Origin of the sequence: Ruegeria haliotis, from assembly GCF_013377785.1 — a bacterium.
Classification (GTDB): Bacteria; Pseudomonadota; Alphaproteobacteria; order Rhodobacterales; family Rhodobacteraceae; genus Ruegeria; species Ruegeria haliotis.
The window spans coordinates 829,599-854,328 of sequence record NZ_JABXWT010000001.1 but is presented as its reverse complement, the minus strand read 5'-3'; the positions used below and the strand labels follow the sequence as shown (position 1 = coordinate 854,328).

The 24,730-nt window shown below is 56.8% G+C and carries 20 protein-coding genes; 14 read left to right on the top strand and 6 right to left on the bottom strand.

What is annotated here, in order from left to right; all coding sequences use genetic code 11:
• Positions 1-151 precede the first annotated feature (151 nt).
• Positions 152-904 carry a UMP kinase gene (pyrH, locus tag HW561_RS04235; RefSeq protein ID WP_176861954.1) on the bottom strand — a complete coding sequence of 251 codons (753 nt, stop codon included), beginning with the start codon at positions 902-904 and terminating at the stop codon, positions 152-154.
• 82 nt (positions 905-986) lie between these two features.
• On the opposite strand from pyrH, the gene miaA reads away from it, so the two are divergent.
• From miaA to HW561_RS04210, 5 genes are all read left to right on the top strand, one after another.
• On the top strand, positions 987-1,895 hold the full coding sequence (gene miaA / locus HW561_RS04230) for a tRNA (adenosine(37)-N6)-dimethylallyltransferase MiaA (protein ID WP_408015360.1): 909 nt from the start codon (positions 987-989) through the stop codon (positions 1,893-1,895).
• A gap of 335 nt (positions 1,896-2,230) precedes the next feature.
• Positions 2,231-3,901 carry an ABC transporter substrate-binding protein gene (locus tag HW561_RS04225; protein WP_176861953.1) on the top strand — a complete coding sequence of 557 codons (1,671 nt, stop codon included), beginning with the start codon at positions 2,231-2,233 and terminating at the stop codon, positions 3,899-3,901.
• A 133-nt stretch (positions 3,902-4,034) separates the two neighbouring features.
• Complete coding sequence (locus tag HW561_RS04220) at positions 4,035-5,081, top strand: ABC transporter permease (protein ID WP_176861952.1); 1,047 nt, start codon at positions 4,035-4,037, stop codon at positions 5,079-5,081.
• Between the two features lie 12 nt (positions 5,082-5,093).
• Positions 5,094-6,557, top strand: a complete 1,464-nt coding sequence (locus HW561_RS04215) for an ABC transporter permease (protein WP_176861951.1) — start codon at positions 5,094-5,096, stop codon at positions 6,555-6,557.
• Positions 6,558-6,650: 93 nt separating this feature from the next.
• Positions 6,651-8,738 (top strand): dipeptide ABC transporter ATP-binding protein, encoded by a 2,088-nt coding sequence (locus HW561_RS04210; RefSeq protein ID WP_176861950.1) that lies wholly within the window; start codon positions 6,651-6,653, stop codon positions 8,736-8,738.
• Between the two features lie 120 nt (positions 8,739-8,858).
• Here HW561_RS04210 and HW561_RS04205 read toward each other — a convergent pair whose 3' ends face one another.
• The 3 genes from HW561_RS04205 to HW561_RS04195 all read right to left on the bottom strand — a co-directional run bounded on the left by HW561_RS04205 (position 8,859) and on the right by HW561_RS04195 (position 11,605).
• Positions 8,859-9,845 carry an MBL fold metallo-hydrolase gene (locus tag HW561_RS04205; RefSeq protein WP_176861949.1) on the bottom strand — a complete coding sequence of 329 codons (987 nt, stop codon included), beginning with the start codon at positions 9,843-9,845 and terminating at the stop codon, positions 8,859-8,861.
• Between the two features lie 129 nt (positions 9,846-9,974).
• Entirely contained in the window at positions 9,975-10,937 is a 963-nt protein-coding gene (locus HW561_RS04200) for a LuxR C-terminal-related transcriptional regulator (protein WP_176861948.1), read from the bottom strand.
• A 95-nt stretch (positions 10,938-11,032) separates the two neighbouring features.
• Positions 11,033-11,605 carry a lytic transglycosylase domain-containing protein gene (locus tag HW561_RS04195; RefSeq protein WP_176861947.1) on the bottom strand — a complete coding sequence of 191 codons (573 nt, stop codon included), beginning with the start codon at positions 11,603-11,605 and terminating at the stop codon, positions 11,033-11,035.
• 205 nt (positions 11,606-11,810) lie between these two features.
• On the opposite strand from HW561_RS04195, the gene ssb reads away from it, so the two are divergent.
• Positions 11,811-12,305 (top strand): single-stranded DNA-binding protein, encoded by a 495-nt coding sequence (gene ssb / locus HW561_RS04190; RefSeq protein WP_176861946.1) that lies wholly within the window; start codon positions 11,811-11,813, stop codon positions 12,303-12,305.
• Positions 12,306-12,323: 18 nt separating this feature from the next.
• Positions 12,324-13,394, top strand: a complete 1,071-nt coding sequence (locus tag HW561_RS04185; protein WP_176861945.1) for a site-2 protease family protein — start codon at positions 12,324-12,326, stop codon at positions 13,392-13,394.
• A 12-nt stretch (positions 13,395-13,406) separates the two neighbouring features.
• Here HW561_RS04185 and aroB read toward each other — a convergent pair whose 3' ends face one another.
• Together aroB and HW561_RS04175 are read right to left on the bottom strand one after the other, a co-directional pair.
• Positions 13,407-14,519 carry a 3-dehydroquinate synthase gene (aroB, locus tag HW561_RS04180; protein ID WP_176861944.1) on the bottom strand — a complete coding sequence of 371 codons (1,113 nt, stop codon included), beginning with the start codon at positions 14,517-14,519 and terminating at the stop codon, positions 13,407-13,409.
• The gene (locus HW561_RS04175) at positions 14,520-15,107 is read right to left on the bottom strand and encodes a shikimate kinase (RefSeq protein ID WP_176861943.1); all 588 of its coding nucleotides are present in this window, start codon (positions 15,105-15,107) and stop codon (positions 14,520-14,522) included. It abuts the gene before it with no gap.
• A gap of 79 nt (positions 15,108-15,186) precedes the next feature.
• On the opposite strand from HW561_RS04175, the gene HW561_RS04170 reads away from it, so the two are divergent.
• From HW561_RS04170 to HW561_RS04140, 7 genes are all read left to right on the top strand, one after another.
• On the top strand, positions 15,187-15,336 hold the full coding sequence (locus HW561_RS04170; RefSeq protein WP_176861942.1) for a hypothetical protein: 150 nt from the start codon (positions 15,187-15,189) through the stop codon (positions 15,334-15,336).
• Positions 15,326-16,846, top strand: a complete 1,521-nt coding sequence (locus HW561_RS04165; protein ID WP_176861941.1) for a hypothetical protein — start codon at positions 15,326-15,328, stop codon at positions 16,844-16,846. The genes HW561_RS04170 and HW561_RS04165 overlap by 11 nt, the downstream gene beginning before the upstream one ends.
• A gap of 2 nt (positions 16,847-16,848) precedes the next feature.
• Entirely contained in the window at positions 16,849-17,805 is a 957-nt protein-coding gene (locus HW561_RS04160; protein ID WP_176861940.1) for a tyrosine recombinase, read from the top strand.
• A 63-nt stretch (positions 17,806-17,868) separates the two neighbouring features.
• Complete coding sequence (locus HW561_RS04155; RefSeq protein WP_176861939.1) at positions 17,869-19,176, top strand: HlyC/CorC family transporter; 1,308 nt, start codon at positions 17,869-17,871, stop codon at positions 19,174-19,176.
• Positions 19,177-19,332: 156 nt separating this feature from the next.
• Positions 19,333-21,747, top strand: a complete 2,415-nt coding sequence (locus tag HW561_RS04150) for a GcvT family protein (protein WP_176861938.1) — start codon at positions 19,333-19,335, stop codon at positions 21,745-21,747.
• A gap of 31 nt (positions 21,748-21,778) precedes the next feature.
• Entirely contained in the window at positions 21,779-22,378 is a 600-nt protein-coding gene (locus HW561_RS04145) for a nucleotidyltransferase family protein (RefSeq protein WP_176861937.1), read from the top strand.
• Positions 22,379-23,129: 751 nt separating this feature from the next.
• On the top strand, positions 23,130-24,566 hold the full coding sequence (locus HW561_RS04140) for a DegQ family serine endoprotease (protein WP_176861936.1): 1,437 nt from the start codon (positions 23,130-23,132) through the stop codon (positions 24,564-24,566).
• The last annotated feature ends 164 nt before the right edge of the window (positions 24,567-24,730 follow it).

The window sequence follows — 24,730 nt, the reverse complement described above, 5'->3', positions numbered from 1 at the left end:
GCACTAACCTCAGAAATCGCGCCGCAAAAATCCGCGTATCCCGACTAGCATCTGGTCAATACTAAATATCATATCCGGCTTCCAAGGCCTTGAAATAATACAGGCCGGGCACTTTCGCCCGGCCTGTATTATTGACACTGGTGTGATATGTTCAGCCCTGAACCTTGGTATAGGTCCCCTCGCCTGCCAGAATGCCCCGGAACCCGCCGGGTTCATCCAGCCCGAATACGATCAGCGGCAAGTTGTTGTCGCGCGCCAATGCGATGGCCGACGCATCCATGACCCGAAGCCGCTTGGTCAGAATATCGTCATAAGACACGGTATCATAGCGCACGGCGTCCGCGTGTTCTTTGGGGTCCTTGTCGTAAATCCCGTCCACACCGTTTTTACCCATAAAGATCGCCTCGCAGGCCATTTCGTTGGCTCGCAGCGTCGCGGCGGTGTCGGTGGTAAAATAGGGGTTCCCGGTCCCGGCCGCAAAAATGCAGACCCGCTTCTTTTCCAGATGACGCACGGCCCGGCGTCGGATGTAAGGCTCGCACACTTCATCCATACGAATGGCCGAGATCACACGGGTAAAAACCCCAACCTCTTCCAGCGCGGATTGCATCCCCAGCGCATTCATCACGGTGGCCAGCATGCCCATGTAGTCGGCCGTCGTGCGTTCCATCCCTTGGGCCGAGCCGCTGAGGCCGCGAAAAATGTTACCGCCTCCGATAACCATGCAAATCTCGACACCCAGATCATGTACCGATTTTACTTCTTGGGCGATGCGCTGAACCGTTGGTGGATGCAGGCCGAATCCCTGATCTCCCATCAACGCCTCCCCCGAGATCTTCAACATGACGCGCTTGTACGTTGCTTTGGGGGCTTCGGCGGTATCAATGGTGGGGGAAAGGCTCATGTTGCGCTCCGGGCTGGCACGGGTTTATTTTCCGGCGCAAAATGAAGCAAAACCGCCGCAGGTTCAATGCGGATGGTGAGTAATGAGACATCGTGTAATGGCCAACCGCTCTGCAACACAGATTTGGGACAGATTGCCGCCGATCATCGATGGCAAACCGGTACTGATTGCCGGGCCCACGGCCTCGGGGAAATCGGCACTCGCCCTGCAAATTGCCGAAACATTCGGTGGCGTGATCGTTAACGCTGATGCCAGTCAGGTCTATGACTGCTGGAGAGTGATTTCCGCCCGACCGTCAGCCGAAGAAGAGGCCCGCGCCCCGCACAAGCTGTACGGGCATATTTGCTATGATCACGAATATTCTACCGGCCACTGGCTGCGCGAGGTCATTCCGCTGCTCAGCGACACTCAGCGCCCGATCATTGTCGGCGGTACGGGGTTGTACTTTACCGCCCTGACGGAAGGGATGGCCGATATTCCCGCAACGCCACCGCAGGTGCGATCTACGGCGGATATGATGGCATTGTCTGACTTGATGGCAGGCGTCGACACACGGACGCTGGACCGTCTGGACATCAATAACCGTGCGCGCGTTCAACGCGCGTGGGAGGTGCAGAAGGCCACGGGGCGTAGCCTGTCGTCGTGGCAAGCTGAAACGCCGCCTCCGGTTTTGAACCTGTCGGACACGGTCCCTATCGTCTTTGATGTAGATAAAGAATGGCTGCTCGAACGGATCACCCGCCGGTTCGATCAGATGCTGGAGATGGGCGCGTTGAACGAGGTGGAGGCCATGCGGGATCGATACGATCTGTCACTGCCAGCCTGCAAGGCGATCGGCGTGCCAGAATTGATGGCCTATCTGGACGGCCACATGACGTTGGATCAGGCCCGAGAGCGGGCGACAATATCGACCCGGCAGTTCGCCAAGCGGCAGCGCACCTGGTTTCGCGCGCGAATGAAAAACTGGAATCGAGTTGATTTCTCAAAGTGATACTTAATCAAGTTGAATCGGAAATGCCGCAGGAAATCATCAATCGCTAACCGGCAGGAATCTCGTTTCTTAACTCGCGCATCAACATGGGGATAAACAGCCAACCTCAAGGGCAATTGGTGGCGTGTGCCTGATCAACTGAATGCACGGATGTCGTTTTTGTGCCATCCATGACGATTTCGAACATTGACCTGATCGGAATTCTGGTGCCGAATACCGCCATGGGGATGTTAAGAATCCAAAAGAGAGAACCCATGAGACTACCGTCCGGCGCCAACCGGCCCGGGTAGTTCAGATCTTCTTACATAAAAATGCAATGTCGCAGGGAGACATTTATGAAAAATCAAACAACGACCGGAGCACCGATTCATTGGGCGGCTGAGATGCACGCGCAAGAATACCGGAACGGCAAACTGAATCGCCGGGAATTTCTGACCCGCACCACTGGGTTGGGTATCACGGCAGCAACGGCCTATGGCATGATCGGTCTGGCCGCACCCGCGCGCGCCGAAGGAGAAGACGCCAAAAAACAAGGTGGCACCCTGCGCGTTCAACAGGAAGTTCGTGCACTGAAAGACCCGCGCACCTATGACTGGTCGCAGATCGCCAACGTTACACGTGGTACGCTGGAATACTTGGTCGAATACAACTCGGACGGGACATTCCGCGGCATGCTGCTGGAAGGTTGGGAAGTCAACGACGACGCCACCGTCTACACGTTGAATGTGCGTCCAGGTGTCACGTGGAACAACGGCGACGATTTCACTGCAGAAGACGTCGCGCGCAACATTGCACGCTGGTGTGACAAGAGCTCGGAAACCAACTCGATGGCCGGGCGTTTTGCAACCTTGGTGGACGCGGAAACCGGTCAGGCCGTCGAAGGCGCGATCGAAGTTGTCGATGCACAAACCGTGAAATTGAACCTGCCGAATTCAGACATCTCGCTGATTGCCGGTATGTCGGATTACCCGGCTGCGATTGTTCACAGTTCGTTCAGTGAAACCGATCTGCTCAACAATGTGGGCACTGGTCCCTATCTGGTTGAAGAGCTTGAAGTTGGCGTAAAAGCCTCGCTGGTGCGAAACGAAGATCATGCCTGGTGGGGCGAGGCCGTCTTTGGCCCCGCAACTTTGGACCGTATCGAATACATCGACTACGGCACGGATCCGTCGGCCTGGCTGGCGGCGCTTGAATCCGATGAAGTGGACATGCTCTACGAATCGGTTGGCGAATTTATCGACGTGATGGACAGCTTGGGGTATGTAAAATCCGAAGTTGTCACGATGAACACCATCGTGATCCGTCCCAATCAGCAAGCCGAAATTGACGGCAAGAAAGTATACGCCGACAAACGTGTTCGACAGGCGTTGCAGATGGCCGTCGACAACAGCGTGCTTCTGGAGTTGGGATATGGCGGCCGGGGCGTTCCTGCCGAAAACCACCATGTCGGACCGATTCATCCGGAATATGCCGAACTTCCGAAACAAAAAGTCGACCCAGAAGGCGCGCGCAAGCTGATGGAAGAGGCCGGTATGGCTGATTTCGAACATGAACTGCTGTCAATCGACGACGATTGGCGCCGCAACACGACAGACGCGGTCGCTGCACAGCTGCGCGACGCGGGTATCAACGTCAAGCGGACTGTTCTGCCCGGCAACACCTTCTGGAATGACTGGGCAAAATACCCCTATAGCTCGACCAACTGGAATCACCGCCCGCTGGGCGTTCAGATCTGGGCGCTGGCCTACAAATCCGGCGAAGCGTGGAACGAATTCGGTTGGGCGAACCCGGATTTCGACGCGATCCTGAACGAGGCGCTGGCCATTGCGGATTCAGATAAGCGCCGCGAGGTTGCTGCCAGAGGCGAAGCGATGATCCAGGAAGAAGGCGTCACGATCCAGCCTTATTGGCGTTCGATCTACCGCCACATGAAAGATGGCCTTGTTGGCACCGACATGCATGTGTCGTTCGAACACCACCACTATAAATGGGGTTGGGCGGCTTAAGATCTGCCGAACTCCCTGGGGGCGCCTGTAACTGGCGCCCCTTCCAGCTGCAGACAGGCCGACACGGGGTCGGATGTCCGAGGCCAAACAATGGTCCACCGATCTGCAGAACACCTGAACAACAGGGGCCATCATGGGACTATTCATTCTCCGACGGTTGGGCGTCATGCTACTTACGGCATTGTGTCTTACTTTCGTGGTTTTCTTTCTGACCAACCTCTACCCGAACCTGGAAAAGCTTGCCAAAACCCAAGGTAACCAGCGCATGTCCGACACACAGGTCGAGACTTGGCTCGATAATCGCGGGTTCCTGCAACCGACACTCGTCAAATACGGCCAATGGCTGGGCGTGATGCCGGGTTTCACCAACACACTTGATGACGGCACGTTCCTTGGGACCTGCACGCGGCCCGGCTCGACCGCCGAAAACACAGCCAAGTATTGCGGTGTTCTTCAAGGGGATTGGGGTTATTCCACCGTCTTCAAGGATGAGGTTGGCAAGATCGTTGCCAAACGTCTTGGGAACACGGGTTACCTGATGTTCTGGGTTCTGGTCCTGATGGTGCCTTCGGCGCTGCTGGTTGGGGTGCTGGCGGGGATGCGCGAGGGATCGGCGTTGGACCGCTCGCTGTCGACATTCTCGATCATCACCACCGCAACGCCGGAATATGTATCCGGCGTGATTTTTATCGCCATTTTCACCTCGTCTACGGTGGGTTTGAAATGGTTCAAGGGCACTGCGACCCAAGCGATGGATAACCCGACTTTCGAGAATTTCTTTCTACCAGTGCTGACCATCGCCTTGTACGGAATGGGTTACATCGCACGGATGACGCGGGCTTCGATGACCGAGGTGATGACTGCGCAGTACATTCGAACCGCACGACTTAAAGGCGTCTCGTTTCCGAACATTGTCATGAAGCACGCTCTGCGCAATGCACTGATTGCACCCTTTACCGTCATCATGCTGCAGTTCCCATGGCTGCTGAATGGTGTGGTGATTGTCGAGACCCTGTTCAACTACAAGGGCTTTGGCTGGGCGCTGGTTCAGGCCGCAGGCAACAATGACATTCAGCTGTTGCTGGCGATTTCGGTCGTGTCGGTCTTTGTGGTGCTGGTGACGCAGCTGATCTCGGATATCGGCTATGTCTACCTCAACCCTCGCATCCGTATTTCGTAAGGGAGATAGATCATGGAACCTCTAAGCTGGACCGGCTCTATCGCCTTTCTCAATCCGATCCTTATGATCGCATTGGCTGCGTTGGCGTTATCAATTGTAATCTGGATGGTCAGCAGCATTGTCCTGCCCGAAGCACAAGTTACCGTCAACCCGGATGGAACTGTAAGTTCCAGTGGCGGCGTACGCGGGCTTACCCAACTGGCCCTGTGGTACAGTTTCGTCGCCTGTGTCGCACTGGCACTGGCCTACGCGGTACTGGGGATCGTGATGGGTACGAGTGCAGGCATTATCGGTGCGATTTCTCAACAGTTTCTGCCCGTGTGGCTCGCTCTGATCATTCTGTTTGCCATGTCGATTGCTTTCAAGCGACGGTTGGGCCTGTATGGCAAGCTTTACGATAGCCCAATCGGTATGATCGGCTTTGGCCTTGTCATGTTCTGGGTGTTCACGGGCATATTCGGCGCACTCGATCTGATCGTGACTCATGACCCTCTGGTGCAGGTTTCAGGCATGAAGAACAAAGTGCCCGGAACGCCCCTGCCCAATCTGGAAGACGGGGAATATGCCTGGTATCTTCTGGGCGGCGATAACCTTGCCCGCGACATCTTTAGCCGGATGGTCAAGGGGGCGTGGATCGTGGTGCAGATCGCGCCGTTGGCAACCATGTTTGCCTTCATGGTCGGTATCACTCTGGGTTTGCCAGCCGGATATTATGGTGGTCGCCTGGACACGTTCCTGTCGTTTCTGGCCAACCTGATCCTGGCCTTCCCGGTGATCTTGCTGTTCTACCTGCTGGTCACGCCCGAGATCGTGGCGACCGGTGTGCCAAACTATATGGCCGCGGTGTTGTTTGTCTTTCCCATTGTGTTCATCAGCGTCCTTCTGAATTCACGCTATTACACGCGGCCGAATTTCCGCACGCCACTGCTGATCGGGGTGCTGGGTGTTGCCCTCTGGCTGTACTTGTCGTTGATCTCGACCAATGGGTTTGTGATCAACACAGACGACTACAGCATCTGGGGACTGCCAACCTATCTGGATTTGTTCGACATTCCGGGAGGTATTCTGGTGGTGTTCGTTTCAGTGGTCTTTGTGAACTCACCCACCGTGTTCCGGATCGTGCGCGGGCTGGCACTGGACATCAAGACACGGGACTACGTGGCTGCGGCCCAAACCCGCGGCGAAGGCCCATGGTACATCATGCTGTGGGAAATCCTGCCCAACGCGCGCGGGCCGCTGATCGTCGATTTCTGTCTGCGCATCGGCTATACAACCATCCTTTTGGGAACCTTGGGTTTCTTTGGTCTGGGTCTGCCGCCGGAAAGCCCGGATTGGGGGTCTACGATCAACGAGGGGCGTAAGCTGTTGTCGATCTACCTGCACCCTGCCCTGCCACCTGCGTTTGCCCTTCTGTCACTGGTTCTGGGTCTAAACCTGCTGGCGGATGGCCTGCGCGAGGAAAGTCTGAAGGACTGATGTGATCAAGGCCGGGGGCCAGCCCCCGGGACCCCCCGAGGTATTTTTAGCCAGATGAAGGGGAATCCCTGACTCTCGCGAGGAGATAACACGATGAATAAAATGGCGGAATATGACGGCCCGATCCTAGAGATTGACAAGCTGTCGATCTCATTCTTCACTCGCCTTCGGGAAATTCCCGCCGTGATGGACTTTTCGGTCAGCGTGCAACCCGGCGAGGCCGTGGGGCTGGTAGGCGAGTCCGGATGCGGCAAATCCACCGTCGCGTTAGGCGTCATGCAAGATCTCGGTAAAAATGGGCGCGTCGTCGGCGGTACGATCAAATTCAAAGGTCGCGACCTGAGCGAGATGTCTACCGAAGAGCTGCGCGATATTCGCGGCAACGAGATCGCCATGATCTATCAGGAACCGATGGCCTCGCTGAACCCGGCGATGAAAATCGGCAGACAATTGATGGAAGTGCCGATGATCCACGAAGGCGTGAGCAAGGATGAGGCTTATGCCCGCGCGTTGGAAGTGGTCACGGATGTGCGCCTGCCCGACCCCGAGCGGATGTTAAACAGTTTTCCGCACCAACTGTCGGGCGGTCAGCAACAGCGGATCGTGATCGCGATGGCGTTGATGTCCAAACCGTCATTGTTGATTCTGGATGAACCGACCACTGCGCTGGATGTGACAGTTGAAGCGGCGGTTGTCGAATTGGTCAAGGATCTGGGCAAGAAATACGGCACCTCGATGCTGTTCATTTCGCACAATCTGGGTTTGGTTCTGGAGACCTGCGACCGGCTGTGTGTGATGTATTCCGGCGAAGCGGTCGAGCGCGGCTCGATCAAGGATGTGTTCGACGAGATGCAGCACCCCTATACTCAGGCGCTGTTCCGGTCGATCCCGCTGCCTGGTGCAGATAAGAACTCACGCCCACTGGTGGCCATTCCGGGCAACTTCCCCCTGCCCCATGAGCGCCCGTCCGGCTGTAATTTTGGCCCACGATGCGATTATTTCGAAGAAGGTCGCTGCGACGCGCAGAACATCCTGATGGACGCGGTTCCGGGCAATGATCGCCACCACACGCGCTGTCTGAAGTTTCAGGAGATTGACTGGAACGCCCCAATCACCTTGGCTGAGCAGAAGGACAAAGGCGAAATTGGCCGTGTTGTTCTGAAAATGGACAACCTCAAGAAGTACTATGAGGTGGCTGCCAATGCGCTGTTCGGTGGGGGCACAAAAAAGGTCGTCAAAGCCAACGAAACCTTGAGTTTCGAAGCGCATGAATCCGAAACTCTGGCCATCGTGGGCGAATCCGGGTGTGGCAAGTCGACCTTTGCCAAGGTCCTGATGGGTCTGGAAACTGCAACCGATGGGCAAATCCTGCTGGATAACCGCAACATCGAGGACATGCCGATCGAAGAGCGCGATGCCAAGACCGTTGGCGAGGTTCAGATGGTGTTTCAGAACCCGTTCGACACGCTGAACCCGTCGATGAGCGTTGGCCGTCAGATCATTCGTGCGTTGGAAATCTTTGGCATCGGCAACTCTGAGGCCGAACGTAAACAACGCATGCTGGAGTTGCTGGATCTGGTGAAACTGCCCCGCGCGTTTGCTGAACGGATGCCGAGGCAGCTTTCAGGTGGGCAGAAACAGCGTGTGGGTATCGCCCGGGCCTTTGCCGGGGACGCGCGGATCGTTGTTGCCGATGAACCCGTCTCGGCTCTCGACGTGTCCGTTCAGGCGGCTGTAACCGACCTGTTGATGGAGATTCAGCGAGAGCACAAGACAACCTTGCTGTTTATCAGCCACGACCTGTCCATTGTCCGTTATCTCAGTGACCGGGTTATGGTGATGTATCTGGGTCATGTGGTCGAGTTGGGTACGACGGATCAGGTCTTCTCGCCACCCTACCATCCCTATACCGAAGCACTGCTGAGCGCGGTGCCCATTGCGGATACATCGATCGAGAAAGAACACATCGTGCTGGAAGGCGACATCCCGTCAGCCATGGACCCGCCGCCGGGCTGCCCGTTCCAAACGCGATGCCGTTGGAAATCTGAAGTCCCGGATGGCAGATGCGATTCGGATATGCCTCCGGTGAAAACATTGACTGATGGCCATCAGGTCAAATGCCATCTGGCCGAGGACATTCTGGCCCGAATGGAACCGGTCATCAAAATCGCCGCCGAATGAGTGACCCAAGAGCATTAAAAAGGGCCGGTCACTGACCGGCCCTTTCTGTGTGCGCCGCGATATCACGTGGGGAGACGGCGCTTGGGGTAAGTTGTGAGTGGTGACCCCGGTTATTGATCTTCAGCCGGTTAGAACGTTGCTCCCGAAGTACATGAACTCTTGATTCATCCCCTTCACATCACCGGCCTCCAACTGCAGGCTGGCACTGTCCAGAATCTTGTAACTCTGCTGGCCTTTGACCCATTCGTCCGCTGCTTGCAGCGTTGTCAACGTGTACGAAGTGGCTTCGTTTAGGTAATGCGTCGGGATAATGATCTTGGGCTTCAGCTTGGCCACGATATCATTGCCCTGATCAAAGCTGAGGATATGTTCCGACCCGTCAACCGGCAATGTCAGGATATCGACCTCGCCAATTGAATCCCAGAACTCTTGTGGCGGATTGTGACGGTTATCGCCCCAGATCAGCGTCCGAATGCCCCCCGTTTCAACAAGATAGACGACCATGTCCATATGCCCGACATTGTTGGGTGGGCACGCCTCGACGCCGAATTCAGCCAGCGCATTTGTCCAGTCGTACCACCCGGGTGCAACGCAGGCGTGTTTGTCGGCGAAACCCGCAATCTTGAGGTCCGCGAACTCGAAATTCCCCGCCATCCGATCCAGCACCATGGTCGAGTTTGGCCGCTCAATAGCGTCATGGTCGAAATGCGCATGGGTGGACATGGTGATATCCACCGGGATCTGGGGAAACTCATTTTTGAACCACAACCCCCATGCGCCAGAGGGATCGTCCCGCCATGGGTCAAACAGAACCGTAGCACCACTGGGCGAGGTGATCTTGATGGCGCAATGACCATAATAGTCGACCCCGACTACCCCGGTGCTGGCCTGCCCGGTCGAGCCTTGCAGGTCAATGACGTGATTATTGTTGCCCGGCTGCAGCCAGGCTTGCGATTGGGCCTGCGCCGGTTTTGCGCCTAGTAGTGATGCCCCTGCCCCAACACCCGCGGCCCCAGCTGCCATGAAGAAAGACCGGCGCGAAAGCCCTGGTGCCAGCGCATCCTTGTCGCCTTTCAGGAAAGTCGGTTTCAGATCTTTGCGATCCATTATTGCTCCTCTCTGTTAGACAGGCGTGGTATTTTCCATGCCCTTCCTGAGAGGTTAGCAAGTCACCGCACATTGGCTCAGACCGGAATAATCAGGGGATAATATGGGGAGGAACCCCATATTAACCGTTCACGAAATCGCGATCAGATGGGTTCGCAGGTTTTGATCCCGCCCCTCAAGACCAAGTTTTCGACGGATGTTGTTGCGGTGGAAATCGATGGTCGAGGTTTCGCGCGACAACGCCTTTGCGATATCCTTCGTCGTTTTGCCGAACATGACCAATTGCGCAATCTCAATCTCAGTCGGCGTCATGACAGCAAAGGCGTCGTTCAACTTGTCCGACATCGAAGAAGTTATCTCTTTCAAATTACTCTCTGCCAAATCGAGATACACGTGCTGTACCTCGCCCTTTCCCAAATGACTGCGCGCCTTGTCGAGATACGGCAGGACCATGCTGCGAACTTGCTCGACAATCTCGTGATCGCGGCCTTTGCGATCATCATCAAGGCTGGACAGCAAGACCCGCAATGCCGTGTTGGTTTCCTGCAGTTCACGCGTACGATCCGTCACTCGGGTTTCAAGCTGCGCCAGCGTTTCGTTCAACTTTTCTTCAAGCGCTCGGCGCAGGTAAACCTCTTGCAGCAAAGCCAAATCCGACTCAACCATGCGCGCGAATTGAGCCAACCCCTCGCGGAACAACAAGGCACGACGATTGCGTTTGCGGTCCAGAACGCAAATCGTGCCAAAGACTGACCCATCCGGCCACTTCAATGGCAGGCCGATGTAAAATGACATGGCATGCTCCATATCATCATTATCGGACCATGCCGGATCACAGGCAGCATCTTCGACTACAAGCTCTCCGTCCCGTTGGAAAACGCCCTGACAATAGAGTTTGGGATTCAATTGAAAGCTCAACCCAACAGGATAGGGATTCTCGGGGTGATCCGAGGTAATCAGCACCGCATGATCCGGTGCATCCGTCTTCATGATCAGACTGGCAGGAACATCCGCAAGCTGCGCCACAAGATCGACCAGCTGCTGCCAGTTGGCCATGGTTTCCTTAGGTATCTGCGGTCGGTCAGTTGGCATCAAGAGCATCCCTTGTTCTGGGCCGTACTCTATCAGGTTAGATTGTCTGGCTGCCTTCAATCAAGAAACAGACGCTCTGCACTGCAGCACGATCTCTAACCGCCCCAGATCACTTTCACATAATTCTGGGTTTCCTTGTACGGCGGAACCCCACCATGCTTTTCAACCGCCTTTGGGCCAGCGTTATAAGCGGCCAGCGCCAGGCGCCAGGATTTGAACTTGCGATACTGCCACGACAGGTACCGCGCACCCCCTTCGAGGTTCTGTTTCGGGTCATGCGGATTTACGCCCAACAGGTCAGCCGTTTGCGGCATAAGCTGAGCCAACCCAAGCGCACCCTTGTGCGACTTAGCAGTTGGGTTCCAGCCACTTTCCTGCTGAACAAGGCGCAAGAACAGCTCTTCGGGGACATTATGGAGGCGCGCCGCCTGGCGGGCCATGGACAAATACTGACCGCGATACTTTCCGCTATAACGCTTGTTGAATTGCCCCTGCGCCACTTTGGGCTTCAACCGCTCAGAGCCGCGGTATTGCGTCGCCGCGCGCGAATCCAGAATTTTGGCCTGTTTTAGGAAAATATCCTTACGGCTTTTGCTGGAAAGCGTTTCAGCCTGCGCCGAACCCAGCGCAAAGCACAGAATAGAAAAACCAATAACCAGAGAACGCATCAATGCCTATCCCGCTCGTTCAGAAACCAGTCGGAGTATAGGTATTCCAGTCAAAAATGAAAGCTTGGTAAAGATTGTGGAAAGGATTCTTGCCCAGTGTTGCCGCCATCTACTGTATTTTAACCATGACGCAGGCCGTATAGGGTCGCAAAGACACGCAGCGCCAGATTCGGCGCATTCAAGTTAAAACAGAACGGGGAATTACATGGCGGGTTCAGTCAACAAGGTCATTTTGGTCGGTAATCTTGGCCGCGATCCCGAGGTGAGAACATTCCAGAACGGCGGCAAAGTCTGCAATTTGCGCATTGCCACATCGGAAAACTGGAAAGACCGCAACACAGGAGAGCGTCGGGAACGCACCGAATGGCACTCGGTCGCGATTTTCAACGAGGGTCTCGTTCGGGTAGCCGAGCAATATCTGCGAAAAGGCTCAAAGATTTATATCGAGGGGCAGCTGCAGACGCGTAAGTGGCAGGACCAGTCCGGGCAAGACCGGTATTCGACCGAAGTTGTCCTGCAAGGGTTCGGCTCTACACTCGTCATGCTGGACGGCCGCGGCGAAGGTGGCGGCGGACAATCAGGCGGCTATGGCGGCGGTCAGGCCGGGGGCGGCTATGGTGGTAGTGATCCGTATGGCGGACAATCCAGCGCGCCTGCACCGGCATCGGGCGGAATCGACGACGACGAGATTCCGTTCTAAGCGAAACGGAGACACAATATGACATGGTCCTTTTCTCTCGGCCGATTACTCGGGTCCGAATTAAGGGTCCATGTCACCTTTTTTCTACTATTGGCGTGGGTCGGATTTGCTGCTTATTCCAACGGTGGCTGGCCGGCAGCAGTTGAAAACCTTGTTTTCGTTCTGGCCCTCTTCGCCTGCGTCGTAGCGCATGAGTTCGGCCACGCCCTGATGGCGCGCCGTTACGGTATCAAAACCCCCGACATCACATTGCTGCCCATTGGCGGACTGGCGCGGTTGGAACGGATGCCCGAAAACCCGATGCAAGAAGTCTGGGTGGCGCTGGCCGGACCTGCAGTCAATGTTGTCATTTGGATCATACTGATCGCACTGGGTGCGGGAATGCCGTTTGAGGCCCTCTCTCAAATCGATTCGGCCAATATCGGGCTGCTGGACCGGCTGGCCTATGTCAATTTATTGTTGGCGGCATTCAACATGATTCCCGCCTTCCCCATGGATGGTGGCCGGGTGTTTCGGGCGTTGCTGTGCCTGAGAATGGACCGTGTAAAAGCCACCCGCATTGCCGCCCTGGGCGGTCAAATCGTGGCCGTTGGTCTTGGGTTTCTGGGCCTTAGTTCCGGCAATCCAATTTTGGTTTTAATAGCGGTGTTCGTATTCATTGCAGCCAACGCAGAAAGCCAGGATGTAGCTCTGCGGTCCGTCGCGCGTCGCGTGTTGGCCCGCGACGCCATGATTACCGAGTTCCGGGCACTTTCGCCTGACGATACGTTAAGCACAGCGGCGCAGGCGGTCATTCACACAACTCAACACGAATTTCCCGTCGTGGATACCAATGGCGCATTGTTGGGGTTTGTAACCCGGGATCGGTTGTTCACGGCATTGGCAGGTGATCATCCACGTTCTGATCGGGCGACTTCTGTCATGGACAGCGACATCCCTCAGGTCGAATTGACTGCTGGTTTAGAAACCGTTCTGGATGGTTTGCACAAAGGTGCGCCGGCCATCGCGGTTCTCGGCCAAACCGGGCGCATGATGGGTTATATTACGCGCGAGAACATTGGCGAACTGATGGTGATCCGGGGACGCTAGGACCTTTTACAGTCAAACAGTTGCCAGTGCATCTTCAAGCACTGACAGCACGGCATCACGTGGCACGTCTGATGTGACAAAGGCCCGCCCAATTCCGTGCGCCATAATGAACCGCAATTGCCCATCTACGACCTTTTTGTCCTGGGCCATCAGATCGACCAATGCCTCTGCACCGGGCAATTCTCCGGGGATGTCGGCCAGATCGGTCTTCATCCCCATCGCCCGCAGATGCGCCCGCACGCGGCTGGGGTCTTCCTGCGGACACAAACCCAGACGGGACGACAGTTCAAATGCCAGAGCGCACCCGATAGCAACGCCTTCGCCGTGCAGCAACCGATCTGAATATCCGGTCGCAGCCTCAAGCGCGTGGCAGAATGTGTGACCCAGGTTCAGCAGAGCCCGATCACCCTGCTCGGTTTCATCTCGCGCCACAATATCGGCCTTCATCTGCACAGACCGGGTTACGGCCTGAACGCGTGCCGCCATATCACCGGATGACAGGATCGGGCCGTTTACTTCCAACCACTCGAAGAATGCTGCATCCCCCAGCAAGCCATATTTCACGACCTCGCCATATCCCGCCAGGAAATCCCGCGCGGTCAATGTACCCAACACAGAGGTGTCGGCCAGCACCAGCGAGGGTTGGTGAAATGCCCCGATCAGGTTCTTGCCCTGTGGCGCGTTGATCCCGGTTTTGCCGCCGACGGAACTGTCTACCTGCGCCAACAACGATGTCGGGATCTGCACGAACCGCACGCCGCGCCGCAAAACGGCCGCGGCAAAGCCCGCCAGATCTCCGATCACTCCGCCACCAAATGCGATAACGACATCCCGGCGCTCGACTTTCTGGGCCAACAGCCATTCAACTGCATGTTCGAAATGCGGCCAGCTTTTTGTCGCCTCGCCCGCTGGCAAGGCGAGTGAGGTCATTTCAATGCCCGCAGCGCCCAACCCGTCCCGTAGCGCGCCCAGATGCAGATCCGCCACGTTTTCGTCGGTCAGAACCGCCACTTTGGGACGATGCAGCAGGGGCGCAATGCGCGCACCCGTCTGCGTCAGCAGATTCGGCCCGATCTCAACGTCATAAGAGCGTTCGCCCAGTTCCACGTGTACGGTCTGATGCATCTATTTCCGTTCCAAAACATCGGGGCGCACCATCAGGGCCTCAACCACCCGGTCCACCATATTATCGATCGAGATCTCACCATCCGAGTCCACCGTCAGATCGGCCTCGGCATAGACCGGCACACGCGTCTCGTACAAGGCCTTCAACGTCGCATGCGGATTGGCAGTGCGCAGCAAAGGCCGCGTGTCCTTGTGGCGAACCCGGTTCCACAACACGGTCAAATCGGCACGCAACCAGACCGAGGCGCCTCGGTCCGAAATCATCTGCCTGTTACCTTCGGACAAGAACGCACCGCCGCCCGTTGACAGAATGCCTTTTTCTTCGTCCAGCAACCGGCCAATGACCTGACTTTCCTTGGCTCGAAAGAAAGGCTCTCCATCACGTTCGAATATTTCGGGGATCGTCATATTGGCCGCCGATTCGATCTCGGCATCGCTATCGAGGAAGGGAACGCCCAGTCGCGCGGCCAAAGCCCGGCCCACAGCTGTCTTACCAGCCCCCATCATACCGACAAGAACCACGGTTTTGTGCAGATCATAGCCTTGCCGCGTGGTCGTATGGTGGGTGTTATGCTTAATTTCGCTCATTTCATCGTGAATGACGTGATCTTGGAAAAAATGCCAGTTATAACTTGGCCAAAAGCAATATTTGAGGCAGCGTTACGCTATGGGCCGTCTGATCAAGTTCCTGATATATCTAATTTGCCTGGGTTTCATCGGGCTGGTTGCCTATGCCTATGTCGGGCCGTTCTTTGGCGCAGATTTCTCTGCCCCGCAGAATGAAATCCGCGAGCCGGTCATTTTGAATGTCGACTAAGCAAACGCTTCTGGCTTTGTTTCTGGCCGGATCGGCGCAGGCGCAAGAACCGCTCTCGGTCATTGAGTGGCTGACAGATCCGCCAGAAAATCTGCCGGGCACCGTTCTGCTGGAACCGCCCGTGGCCCAAAACGGCGTACAACCCGACGTCGAGGTGACCCCGCTCGAGGCACTGTCCCAACCCTTGGGACTTGTGGCATCCTCGGTTACGGGTCTGCCTGTCGACCTGTGGCAAGGCAGTGATCCCGAGCGCCTCGCGAAACTGATCGCGCGCACACCTGTCAAGAACAACCCGGCCATGCAGCGTTTGCTGTTCACTTTGCTGTTGTCTGAGGCGCGCGCACCTGGCGGCCCCAAGGCTGAAGAAACCCTGCTGTTGGCCCGTCTGGACAGGTTGATGCAATTGGGTGCGGCCGATCCAGCGCAATCGCTGGTGCAACTGGCCGGCCCTACGGACTCGCATCAACGGTTTAAGCGCTGGTTTGATGCAACGCTGCTGACCGGGGACGAGGATCGCAGTTGCACTGCCCTGATTGCACAGCCGCATCTGTCACAAGACTATGCGGCACAGATTTTCTGCAAGGCCCGCCGGGGCGATTGGGCATCGGCCGCCCTGACGCTTGAGGCCGCCCATGCGCTGCAAATTCTGACTCCCGAGGAATTGGCCCTCCTGGACCGGTTCCTCAGCCCCGAACTTTTCGAAGGGGCCGCATATCTGCCTCAGCCGGACGATCCCGACCCGCTCAGCTTCCGTCTTTTCGAAGCAATAGGTGAGCGTTTACCGTCCGCCCCCCTGCCCCGGGCATTTGCAAACGCAGACCTGCGCGATGTGGCTGGATGGAAAGCTCAGATCGAGGCCGCCGAACGTTTGACCCGGATCGGGGCACTGACACCAAATCAATTACTTGGGCTGTACACCGAACGAGACCCGGCTGCTTCAGGTGCGGTCTGGGACAGGGTCGCGGCCATCCACCGCTTTGAAAGCGCATTGAAAACCGGCAACGTCGACGCCATCGGCAAAACACTGCCCACCGTCTGGGAACAGATGCGCCACATCGGCCTTGAGGTTCCTTTTGCGGAACTTTTCGCTGAACGCCTGTCGCGCGTTACACTTCCCGTTCCTGCCACAGAAAGCTTGCGCTGGCAGATTCTGATGTTGTCTGAACTGTACGAAGACGCTGCATTGAACGCACCAGACAAGACAAACGAAACCCAGTTTCTGGTCGCCCTCGCGCAAGGCGATCCCGGGCGTGCGATCTCACCTTCTCCGTTTGCGGATGCGGTATCTCAGGGGTTCGAATGGGCCGCACCGGTTCCGCCGGATATCGATGCATTACTGACCAATGGGCAGCTGGGCGAGGCCATTCTGGAATCCATGCAACTGTTTGCACATGGCGCGCGCGGCAATCTGGTGGATCTGACCGCTGCAATTGCTGCCTTTCGACGCGTAGGCCTTGAGGACACGGCCCGGCGCGCTGCGCTGAACCTGCTTATCCTGCAAGGCCACTAGCCATGAGTGCCCCGGCATCGCAGGAACTATGGATTTCCACCTTTCTACAAGCTCAAGCCGCCGAGCTGGGGGCCGCAACGAACACACTGCTGGCCTATGGCCGGGACCTGAAAGACTTTGCAGCGTGGCTCGAGCATCGAAAATTCACGTTTGATCAGGCGGACCGCGACCAGATCGAAGCCTACCTGATCGACTGTGACGCGCAGGGGCTGTCGCGCTCGACCCGTGCGCGACGATTGTCGGCGATCAAACAGCTTTATCGGTTTGCGTTTGAAGAAGGTTGGCGCGAGGCCAACCCGGCCATTCAGATCAAAGGACCGGGTCGCCAGAAACGGCTGCCGAAAACGCTCGAGGTCTCTGAGGTCGATCGCCTGTTGGATGCCGCCCGGCAAACCGGTCGCAGCAAGGCCGACCGGGATCGCAATACTTGCTTGATGGAGGTGCTCTACGCCACCGGCATGCGGGTCACCGAGCTTGTGTCCCTGCCTGTATCGTCTGCGCGGGGCGATCCCCGCATGCTGCTGGTTCTGGGCAAAGGCGGCAAAGAGCGGATGGTGCCTCTGTCCCCACCTGCCCGCGATGCACTGTCAGTCTGGCTGACCGTGCGCGATAAGGCTGAAGATCAGGTGCTGAAAAAAGGCGGTCAACGTTCCCGGTTCCTGTTCCCGTCGCGCGGAAAATCCGGACATATCACACGACATCGGTTCTTTTTGCTGGTCAAGGAACTGGCGGTTCAAGGTGGAGTATCGCCAGAAAAGGTCACACCACACACGCTGCGTCACGCCTTTGCGACGCATTTGCTGGCAAACGGGGCGGACCTGCGCTCGATTCAAACCCTGCTTGGCCATGCCGATATCGCTACGACCGAGATTTACACCCATGTTCTGGACGAACGTCTGGCTGAACTGGTGTTGCAGCATCACCCGCTGACCAAAGACCCCAAGGATGATGAGGGCTAACCCCTTGATCAGACGGGGTCGCATCCCCATAACGGATGCAGAAACACGAACAAACAAGGACCGATGGAACCTACATCCTCTCTGATCGACGGCGCATTCTGGTTTACCACTGGCGCTATCCTGCTTTTGCTTGTCCTTTCGGGCTTTTTCTCGGGATCTGAAACCGCATTGACCGCTTCGTCGCGCGGCAAGTTGCGTGCGCAGGCCGACAAAGGGTCGCGCGGTGCCAAAAAAGCGCTGGAAATCACCGATGACAATGAACGCCTGATCGGGTCGGTTCTGCTGGGCAACAACCTGGTTAACATTCTGGCAGCCTCGCTGGCCACGGCCCTGTTTACCCGTCTGTTTGGCGAAAGCGGTGTGGCATTGGCAACGCTGGTCATGACTCTGTTGGTTTTGGTCTTTGCCGAGGTTCTTCCCAAGACCTACGCGATCACCAATTCGGAAAAAGCGGCGGCGGCTGTTGCGCCGATCATCGGCGTCGTTGTCACCGTCTTTTCGCCCGTCGTTGCAGCGGTACGCCTGTTTGTACGCGGCGTTTTGCGCCTGTTCGGCGTGCAGATCGACCCGGACAGCAACATCCTTGCCGTGCGTGAGGAAATCGCCGGTGCGCTGCAACTGGGCCATTCCGAAGGGGTGGTCGAAAAAGAAGACCGTGACCGTATTCTGGGTGCGCTGGACCTGGGGGAACGGGCTGTTGAGGAAATCATGCTTCATCGTTCGAATATCGAGATGATCGATGCCGATGACGCCCCTGAGGCGATCCTGAAGCAATGTCTTGAAAGCCCGCATACCCGATTGCCCGTGTTCCGGAACGAGCCCGAAAACATTGTGGGGGTCGTCCATGCCAAAGACCTGTTCCGCGCCATGTATGCGCAGGCGGGTGGCAGTAATAGGGATGCCGAACGGCTGAAATCCTTCGACATCTCCGGGGTGGCCAATGACCCGTATTTCGTCCCGGAAACCACCACTCTGGACGATCAGATGCGAGAATTTCTGCGCATGCACAGCCACTTTGCGTTGGTCGTTGATGAATATGGCTCGCTGCGAGGCCTGATCACGCTTGAGGACATTCTGGAAGAGATCGTGGGTGAAATCGCGGACGAGTTCGACATTGACGAAGAGGTTCCGGTCACTCGCACTGACGACGGCCAATACCTTGTCGAAGGTGCGATGACCATTCGTGACGTCAACCGTGCACTGGATTGGTCCCTGCCGGATGAAGAAGCCAACACCCTGGCCGGTCTGGTCATTCACGAGGCCCAAATGATCCCGGTGGTCGGGCAGGTCTTTGCCTTCCACGGCTTCCGGTTCGAAGTCACCGCGCGCGAAGGCAACCGGGTTACTGGCCTTAAGATCCGGCCTCTCTGAAACAAGCACCACGATTACTCGGAAATCCCGGCGTCTGATGGGCGCCGGTTCCTGTTCTGCATTTCGACGATCTCCCCTGCGACACGCTTTGTCGCATTTGGTATTGCGCTAGCGGTTTTGGCAACCAGACTGACAAAAAACCAAACGGAGATCTTCATGAAACTCGAAACCCGTGTGGCGGTTATTGGCGGTGGTGTCGTTGGCTGCTCCGTATTGTATCATCTGACCAAGTTGGGATGGTCTGATGTCATGCTGCTGGAACGGTCCGAACTGACGTCTGGTTCGACTTGGCACGCAGCGGGTGGGTTTCATACCCTTAACGGCGACACCAACATGGCCGCGCTACAGGGGTACACGATCCGGCTGTACAAAGAGCTGGAAGAGATTACCGGCATGTCCTGCGGGCTGCATCATGTGGGCGGCGTGACTCTGGCTGACAATCAGGATCGGTTCGACATGCTTCTGGCGGAGCGTGCCAAGCACCGGTTCATGGGGTTGGAAACGGAAATCGTTGGCCCGGAAGAAATCAGGAGCATTGCCCCGATCACCAATACGGACGGCATCATCGGCGCGCTCTATGATCCGCTGGACGGTCACCTTGATCCCTCGGGCACAACCCATGCGTATGCAAAGGCGGCGCGGATGGGCGGCGCCACAATCGAAACGCATTGCATGGTGCGCGAAACCAATCAACGACCGGACGGGTCGTGGGATGTAGTTACCGACAAAGGCACCATTCATGCCGAACATATCGTCAATGCAGGTGGATTGTGGGCCCGTGAGGTTGGCGCCATGGCGGGCGTCTATTTCCCGCTGCACCCGATGGAGCATCAATATCTGGTCACCGACGCGATCCCGCAAATCGAGGCCATCATCGACGCCGGTGGCGAGCATCCGCATGTCATGGACCCCGCTGGCGAAAGCTATCTGCGTCAGGAAGGTCGTGGTCTGTGCATCGGTTTCTATGAACAACCCTGCAAGCCATGGGCCGTCGACGGCACATCATGGAATTTCGGGCACGAGCTGCTGCCGGACGATTATGACAAGATCACAGACAGTATCGAGTTTGCGTACAAACGCTTCCCCGTATTAGCCGAAGCCGGTGTAAAGTCCGTGATCCACGGCCCCTTCACCTTTGCGCCGGACGGCAACCCGCTGGTTGGGCCGGTACCAGGGATGCGGAACTACTGGTCGGCCTGTGGCGTCATGGCTGGTTTCAGCCAGGGTGGCGGCGTTGGCCTGACGCTTGCGCAATGGATGATCGAGGGCGAGCCTGAACGCGACGTCTTTGCGATGGATGTGGCGCGGTTCGGGGACTGGATTAGCCCCGGCTACACTCGCCCCAAGGTCATCGAGAATTATCAAAAGCGCTTCAGCGTCGCCTACCCGAATGAGGAACTGCCCGCTGCGCGTCCGAACCGCACAACGCCGATGTATGATATCTTCAGCGATATGGGTGCCGTCTGGGGTCAGCAATACGGGCTGGAAGTGCCAAACTACTTTGCCCAAGGCAATGAGCCAGACTTTGAAACGCCATCCTTCCGCCGGTCCGATGCCTTCGGCGCAACAGGTCGTGAGGTCCGCGCCGTCCGCGAAGGCGTGGGCATCAACGAGGTCCACAATTTTGGCAAGTACCGCATCACCGGAGCAGGCGCGCGCGCTTGGCTGGATCGGATCATGGCTGGACGCATCCCGCGACCGGGTCGTGTTTCCCTGACACCAATGTTGTCACCCAAGGGCAAGTTGATTGGTGACTTTACAGTCTCTTGCCTGAATGAGAGTTTGTTCCAGCTATCCGCCTCTTACGGTAGTCAGGCATTTCACATGCGTTGGTTCCAGCACAACAAAGCGGATGGCGTGACAGTCGAAAACATCAGTGACCGACTGAATGGGTTTCAGATCGCCGGGCCAAAGGCTGCTCAGGTTCTGGCGGATTGCACTCGCGACGTAACCGATCTCAGGTTTCTGGATGTGCGCCCTATGACCATTGGCATGACAGACTGCACCGTTCAGCGGGTCAGCTATACCGGTGATCTTGGGTATGAGATCTATTGTGATCCGATGGCTCAGCGGCAATTGTGGTGGACGCTGTGGCAGACCGGTCAGCCGCACGGTATGGTGCCCTTTGGCATGCGCGCCATGATGTCTCTGCGGTTGGACAAGTTCTTTGGCTCGTGGATGCGCGAATTCTCACCTGACTACACAGCCGCCGAAACCGGGCTAGACCGGCTCATTTCATTCTCCAAAAACGCCGACTTCATTGGCCGCGCCGCAGCCGAGGCGGAACGGTCGGCAGGCAACGCCCGCAAACTGGTTACGTTCGAAGTCGATGCGGCTGACGCCGATGTCAACGCATACGAGCCAATTTGGTTGGACGGTGTGGTCGTCGGGTTCTGCACGTCGGGCGGCTACTCCCATTTTGCAAACAAATCCATCGCCATGGGATTTCTGCCCAGTGATCGCGCAGCTGATGGGCTTGAGGTCGAAATCGAGATCCTCGGGCAAATGCGCAAGGCTCGTGTGATCTCGACCCCGTTGTTCGATGCGGATGGCGCGCGCATGAGGGGATGACTTGTCGTCAGACCGTCGGCATGGTGACCGGATGAACAAAATACCCGTGATATTACTGGCTGCTGGCCAATCCCGTCGCATGGGCGGGCTGGACAAGCTGATGCAAGAAGTCGATGGCATTCCGTTGCTTCGACGCGCTGCAAAAACGGCGCAGACCGTTGGCCCGGTGATTGTTGCCCTGCCCCCAGAGCCGCATCCGCGTCACGACGCACTCTCCGGGTTGGATGTGCTCAGGGTCGCAATAGATGACGCCGCCGAAGGTATGAATGCCAGTCTGCGTGGGGCTTTGAAGCATGTGCATCCAGACGCACAGGCAGCGATGGTTTTGCTGGCGGATTTACCCGATCTGACCGAGGCTGATCTTACTGCAGTGCTGCGCGCGCGCGCGACCCACCCCAATCACCTGATCTGGCGAGGCGCGACAGAAACAGGCAAGCCGGGTCATCCAGTCTTATTTGATCGGAAGCTGTTCCTGCCTCTGTCTAAGTTGACTGGGGATCAGGGCGCACAAACCGTGGTTCGTGCTTACAAAGATAAGGTGCATGTGCATGCGTTACCCGGTCAGCGTGCGGTGTTGGATCTGGACACACCGGAGGACTGGGCGATCTGGCGTATGCATCGGTCCCCTTAAATGAACACGGCCCGGTCGTTGTCGACCGGGCCGGTTGCCCAATACAGGACTACCACTTTTTACCAATCTCAAAAGCGCAACCTAGTTGCCAAACAGGCACCTCGGTATTCTGCTGCCAAACCTAAACAAGACCCCCTCGTTAACATGCCGCAAGCACTTTTGTGACTGAGCTAGCCGTTGGCGCCCCCTAGCGCCTCTGGCTCCCCCTCACTTGGGCACGATCATCCTCTCCGATCCGACCCGTCGAAACAACGTAAAATTGGAAGAAACAGTTAATTTTGGCCACATCCGGATGGCTTTTGCGCAACAACTTGCCAACCTCCAATCAACCCAGAGGTGATTGTGAATACGGGCTTCTTGAACAAAAACTACCGATAAGCACACTCAAATGACCCGATCAAATTGCAAGGAAAGAGGTTTATCGGATTTTCCAAGCCTATGGAAAAAAATTGACCACAACCAAAAGAGGATTGCCGGAATTGTTGGAATTCAGGCGCCACGTTTGTATACCATTCCGATTTAATTCAACGTTTTTGAAAGTTTGACACCGAATTCGGCAACAATCCTCTGATTCGAACGTCAAATTTCGACCCTGTTTCGCGAATCTCCTCGCTGTCCGCCCACACAGAACAAATCATTTGTGGCGAAATTAAGTTTTCTTAATTGATCAGTCAGGAAAGACAAAGAATAACAGGTCATCTCTTGTGGCAACGCGCGACCGCCATCGCGCGATACAAACAGGAGACCAATAATGAGCATCCGTAAATCCTCGCTTCTTTTGCCGCGCACATCCAACTGGGTGGGTGTTGGCGCGCTGGGCGCCGCAATGCTGGCGACCACCGCCCTCCCCTCGATGGCAGATGAAGCACTGGCCGATCTGGTTGAGAGCGTATCGCCCTCAGTCGTGACTATCATTGCCGAACAGGACGCCCCCCCTAAACCAGCGCAGGGCCAGGACTTTGATTTCCAGGATCATCCGTTCGGAGAATTCTTCAAACGTTTTGGTGCCCCCGAAGGCTTCAACGCGCCGCAGCGTGGACCGGCACAAGGGCTTGGATCAGGCTTCGTTCTGGATGAGGCCGGCTATATCGTCACCAACCATCACGTCGTCGACAACGCTTCGACAGTGACGGTCCGGCTGAGCGACGACCGGACATTCGAGGCCAAAGTGATTGGCACCGATCCATTGACCGACATCGCTGTTCTGAAAATCGATGCAGGCGAACGCCTGCAAGCCGTTGAATTGGGTGACAGTGACGTTATTCGCGTAGGCGAAGACGTCGTGGCCATCGGCAACCCGTTCGGCCTGAGCGCGACAGTGACCACCGGCATCGTGTCAGCCAAAGAGCGCAACATCTCGCAAGGCCCCTACGCCGAATTCATTCAAACCGACGCTGCCATCAACAAGGGCAACTCGGGCGGTCCGCTGTTCAATATGGAAGGCGAAGTGGTTGGGGTAAACTCGGCCATTTACTCACCCAGCGGTGGCTCGGTTGGTCTTGGCTTTGCGGTCACGTCGAACATCGTTGATCATATCACGGCCGATCTGCGCGATGATGGCCAGGTCAGTCGCGGCTGGCTGGGTGTGTCGATCCAGAATGTCAGTCCGGAACTTGCCTCGGCGCTGGGAATTGACGCATCTTCCGGTGCGCTGGTGTCTGATGTCGTTTCAGACAGCCCGGCGGATGGTGTGCTGCAGCAGGGCGACGTGATCCTGTCCTTTAATGACAAAGCCGTCGACTCCAGCAGCGATCTGCCAATCCTGGTCGGGACCACCAAAGTTGGAACCGATAGCGTTCTGACCGTCCTGCGCAACGGCAAGCAAGAACAGCTTGAGTTGACGATTGGCCAGTATCAGACTGCTGCGGCCGAAGTGGATGCCGCAACGGACGAGAATATCTCTGGTACCGCTCTGGGGGTTACCATTGCACCACTCAGTGATGCGGCCCGTGCTGAAATGGGCGTTGATGAAAACGTGGATGGCGTGGTTGTGACCGGCCTGAAGCCTGACAGCCCCGCCGCCAAGGCTGGTCTGCAGCGCGGTGACGTGATCGTCAAGCTAGGCAGCCAGGACACCTTTACGCCGGATGCGCTCAAGGCAGCGCTGGACAGCGAAAAGACCGACCCGGCCCTGGTGCTGATCAACCGCGGCGGCAGCCAGATCTTTGTCGCGGTCGAGATCGCCTGACCTGAGACCCGCGTGCGCCACATGATGGGGAAATCTGGCGCGCGCCTTCCCGGCGGGTTTGAAATGTCCGCGAACTGCCGGGCTTGCCGGGTGCGTGCGCCGCACCCGGCAAGAGCATTACCAAACCATGTGCATTATCCGAGATTTGTGTTTAAATCCCGATA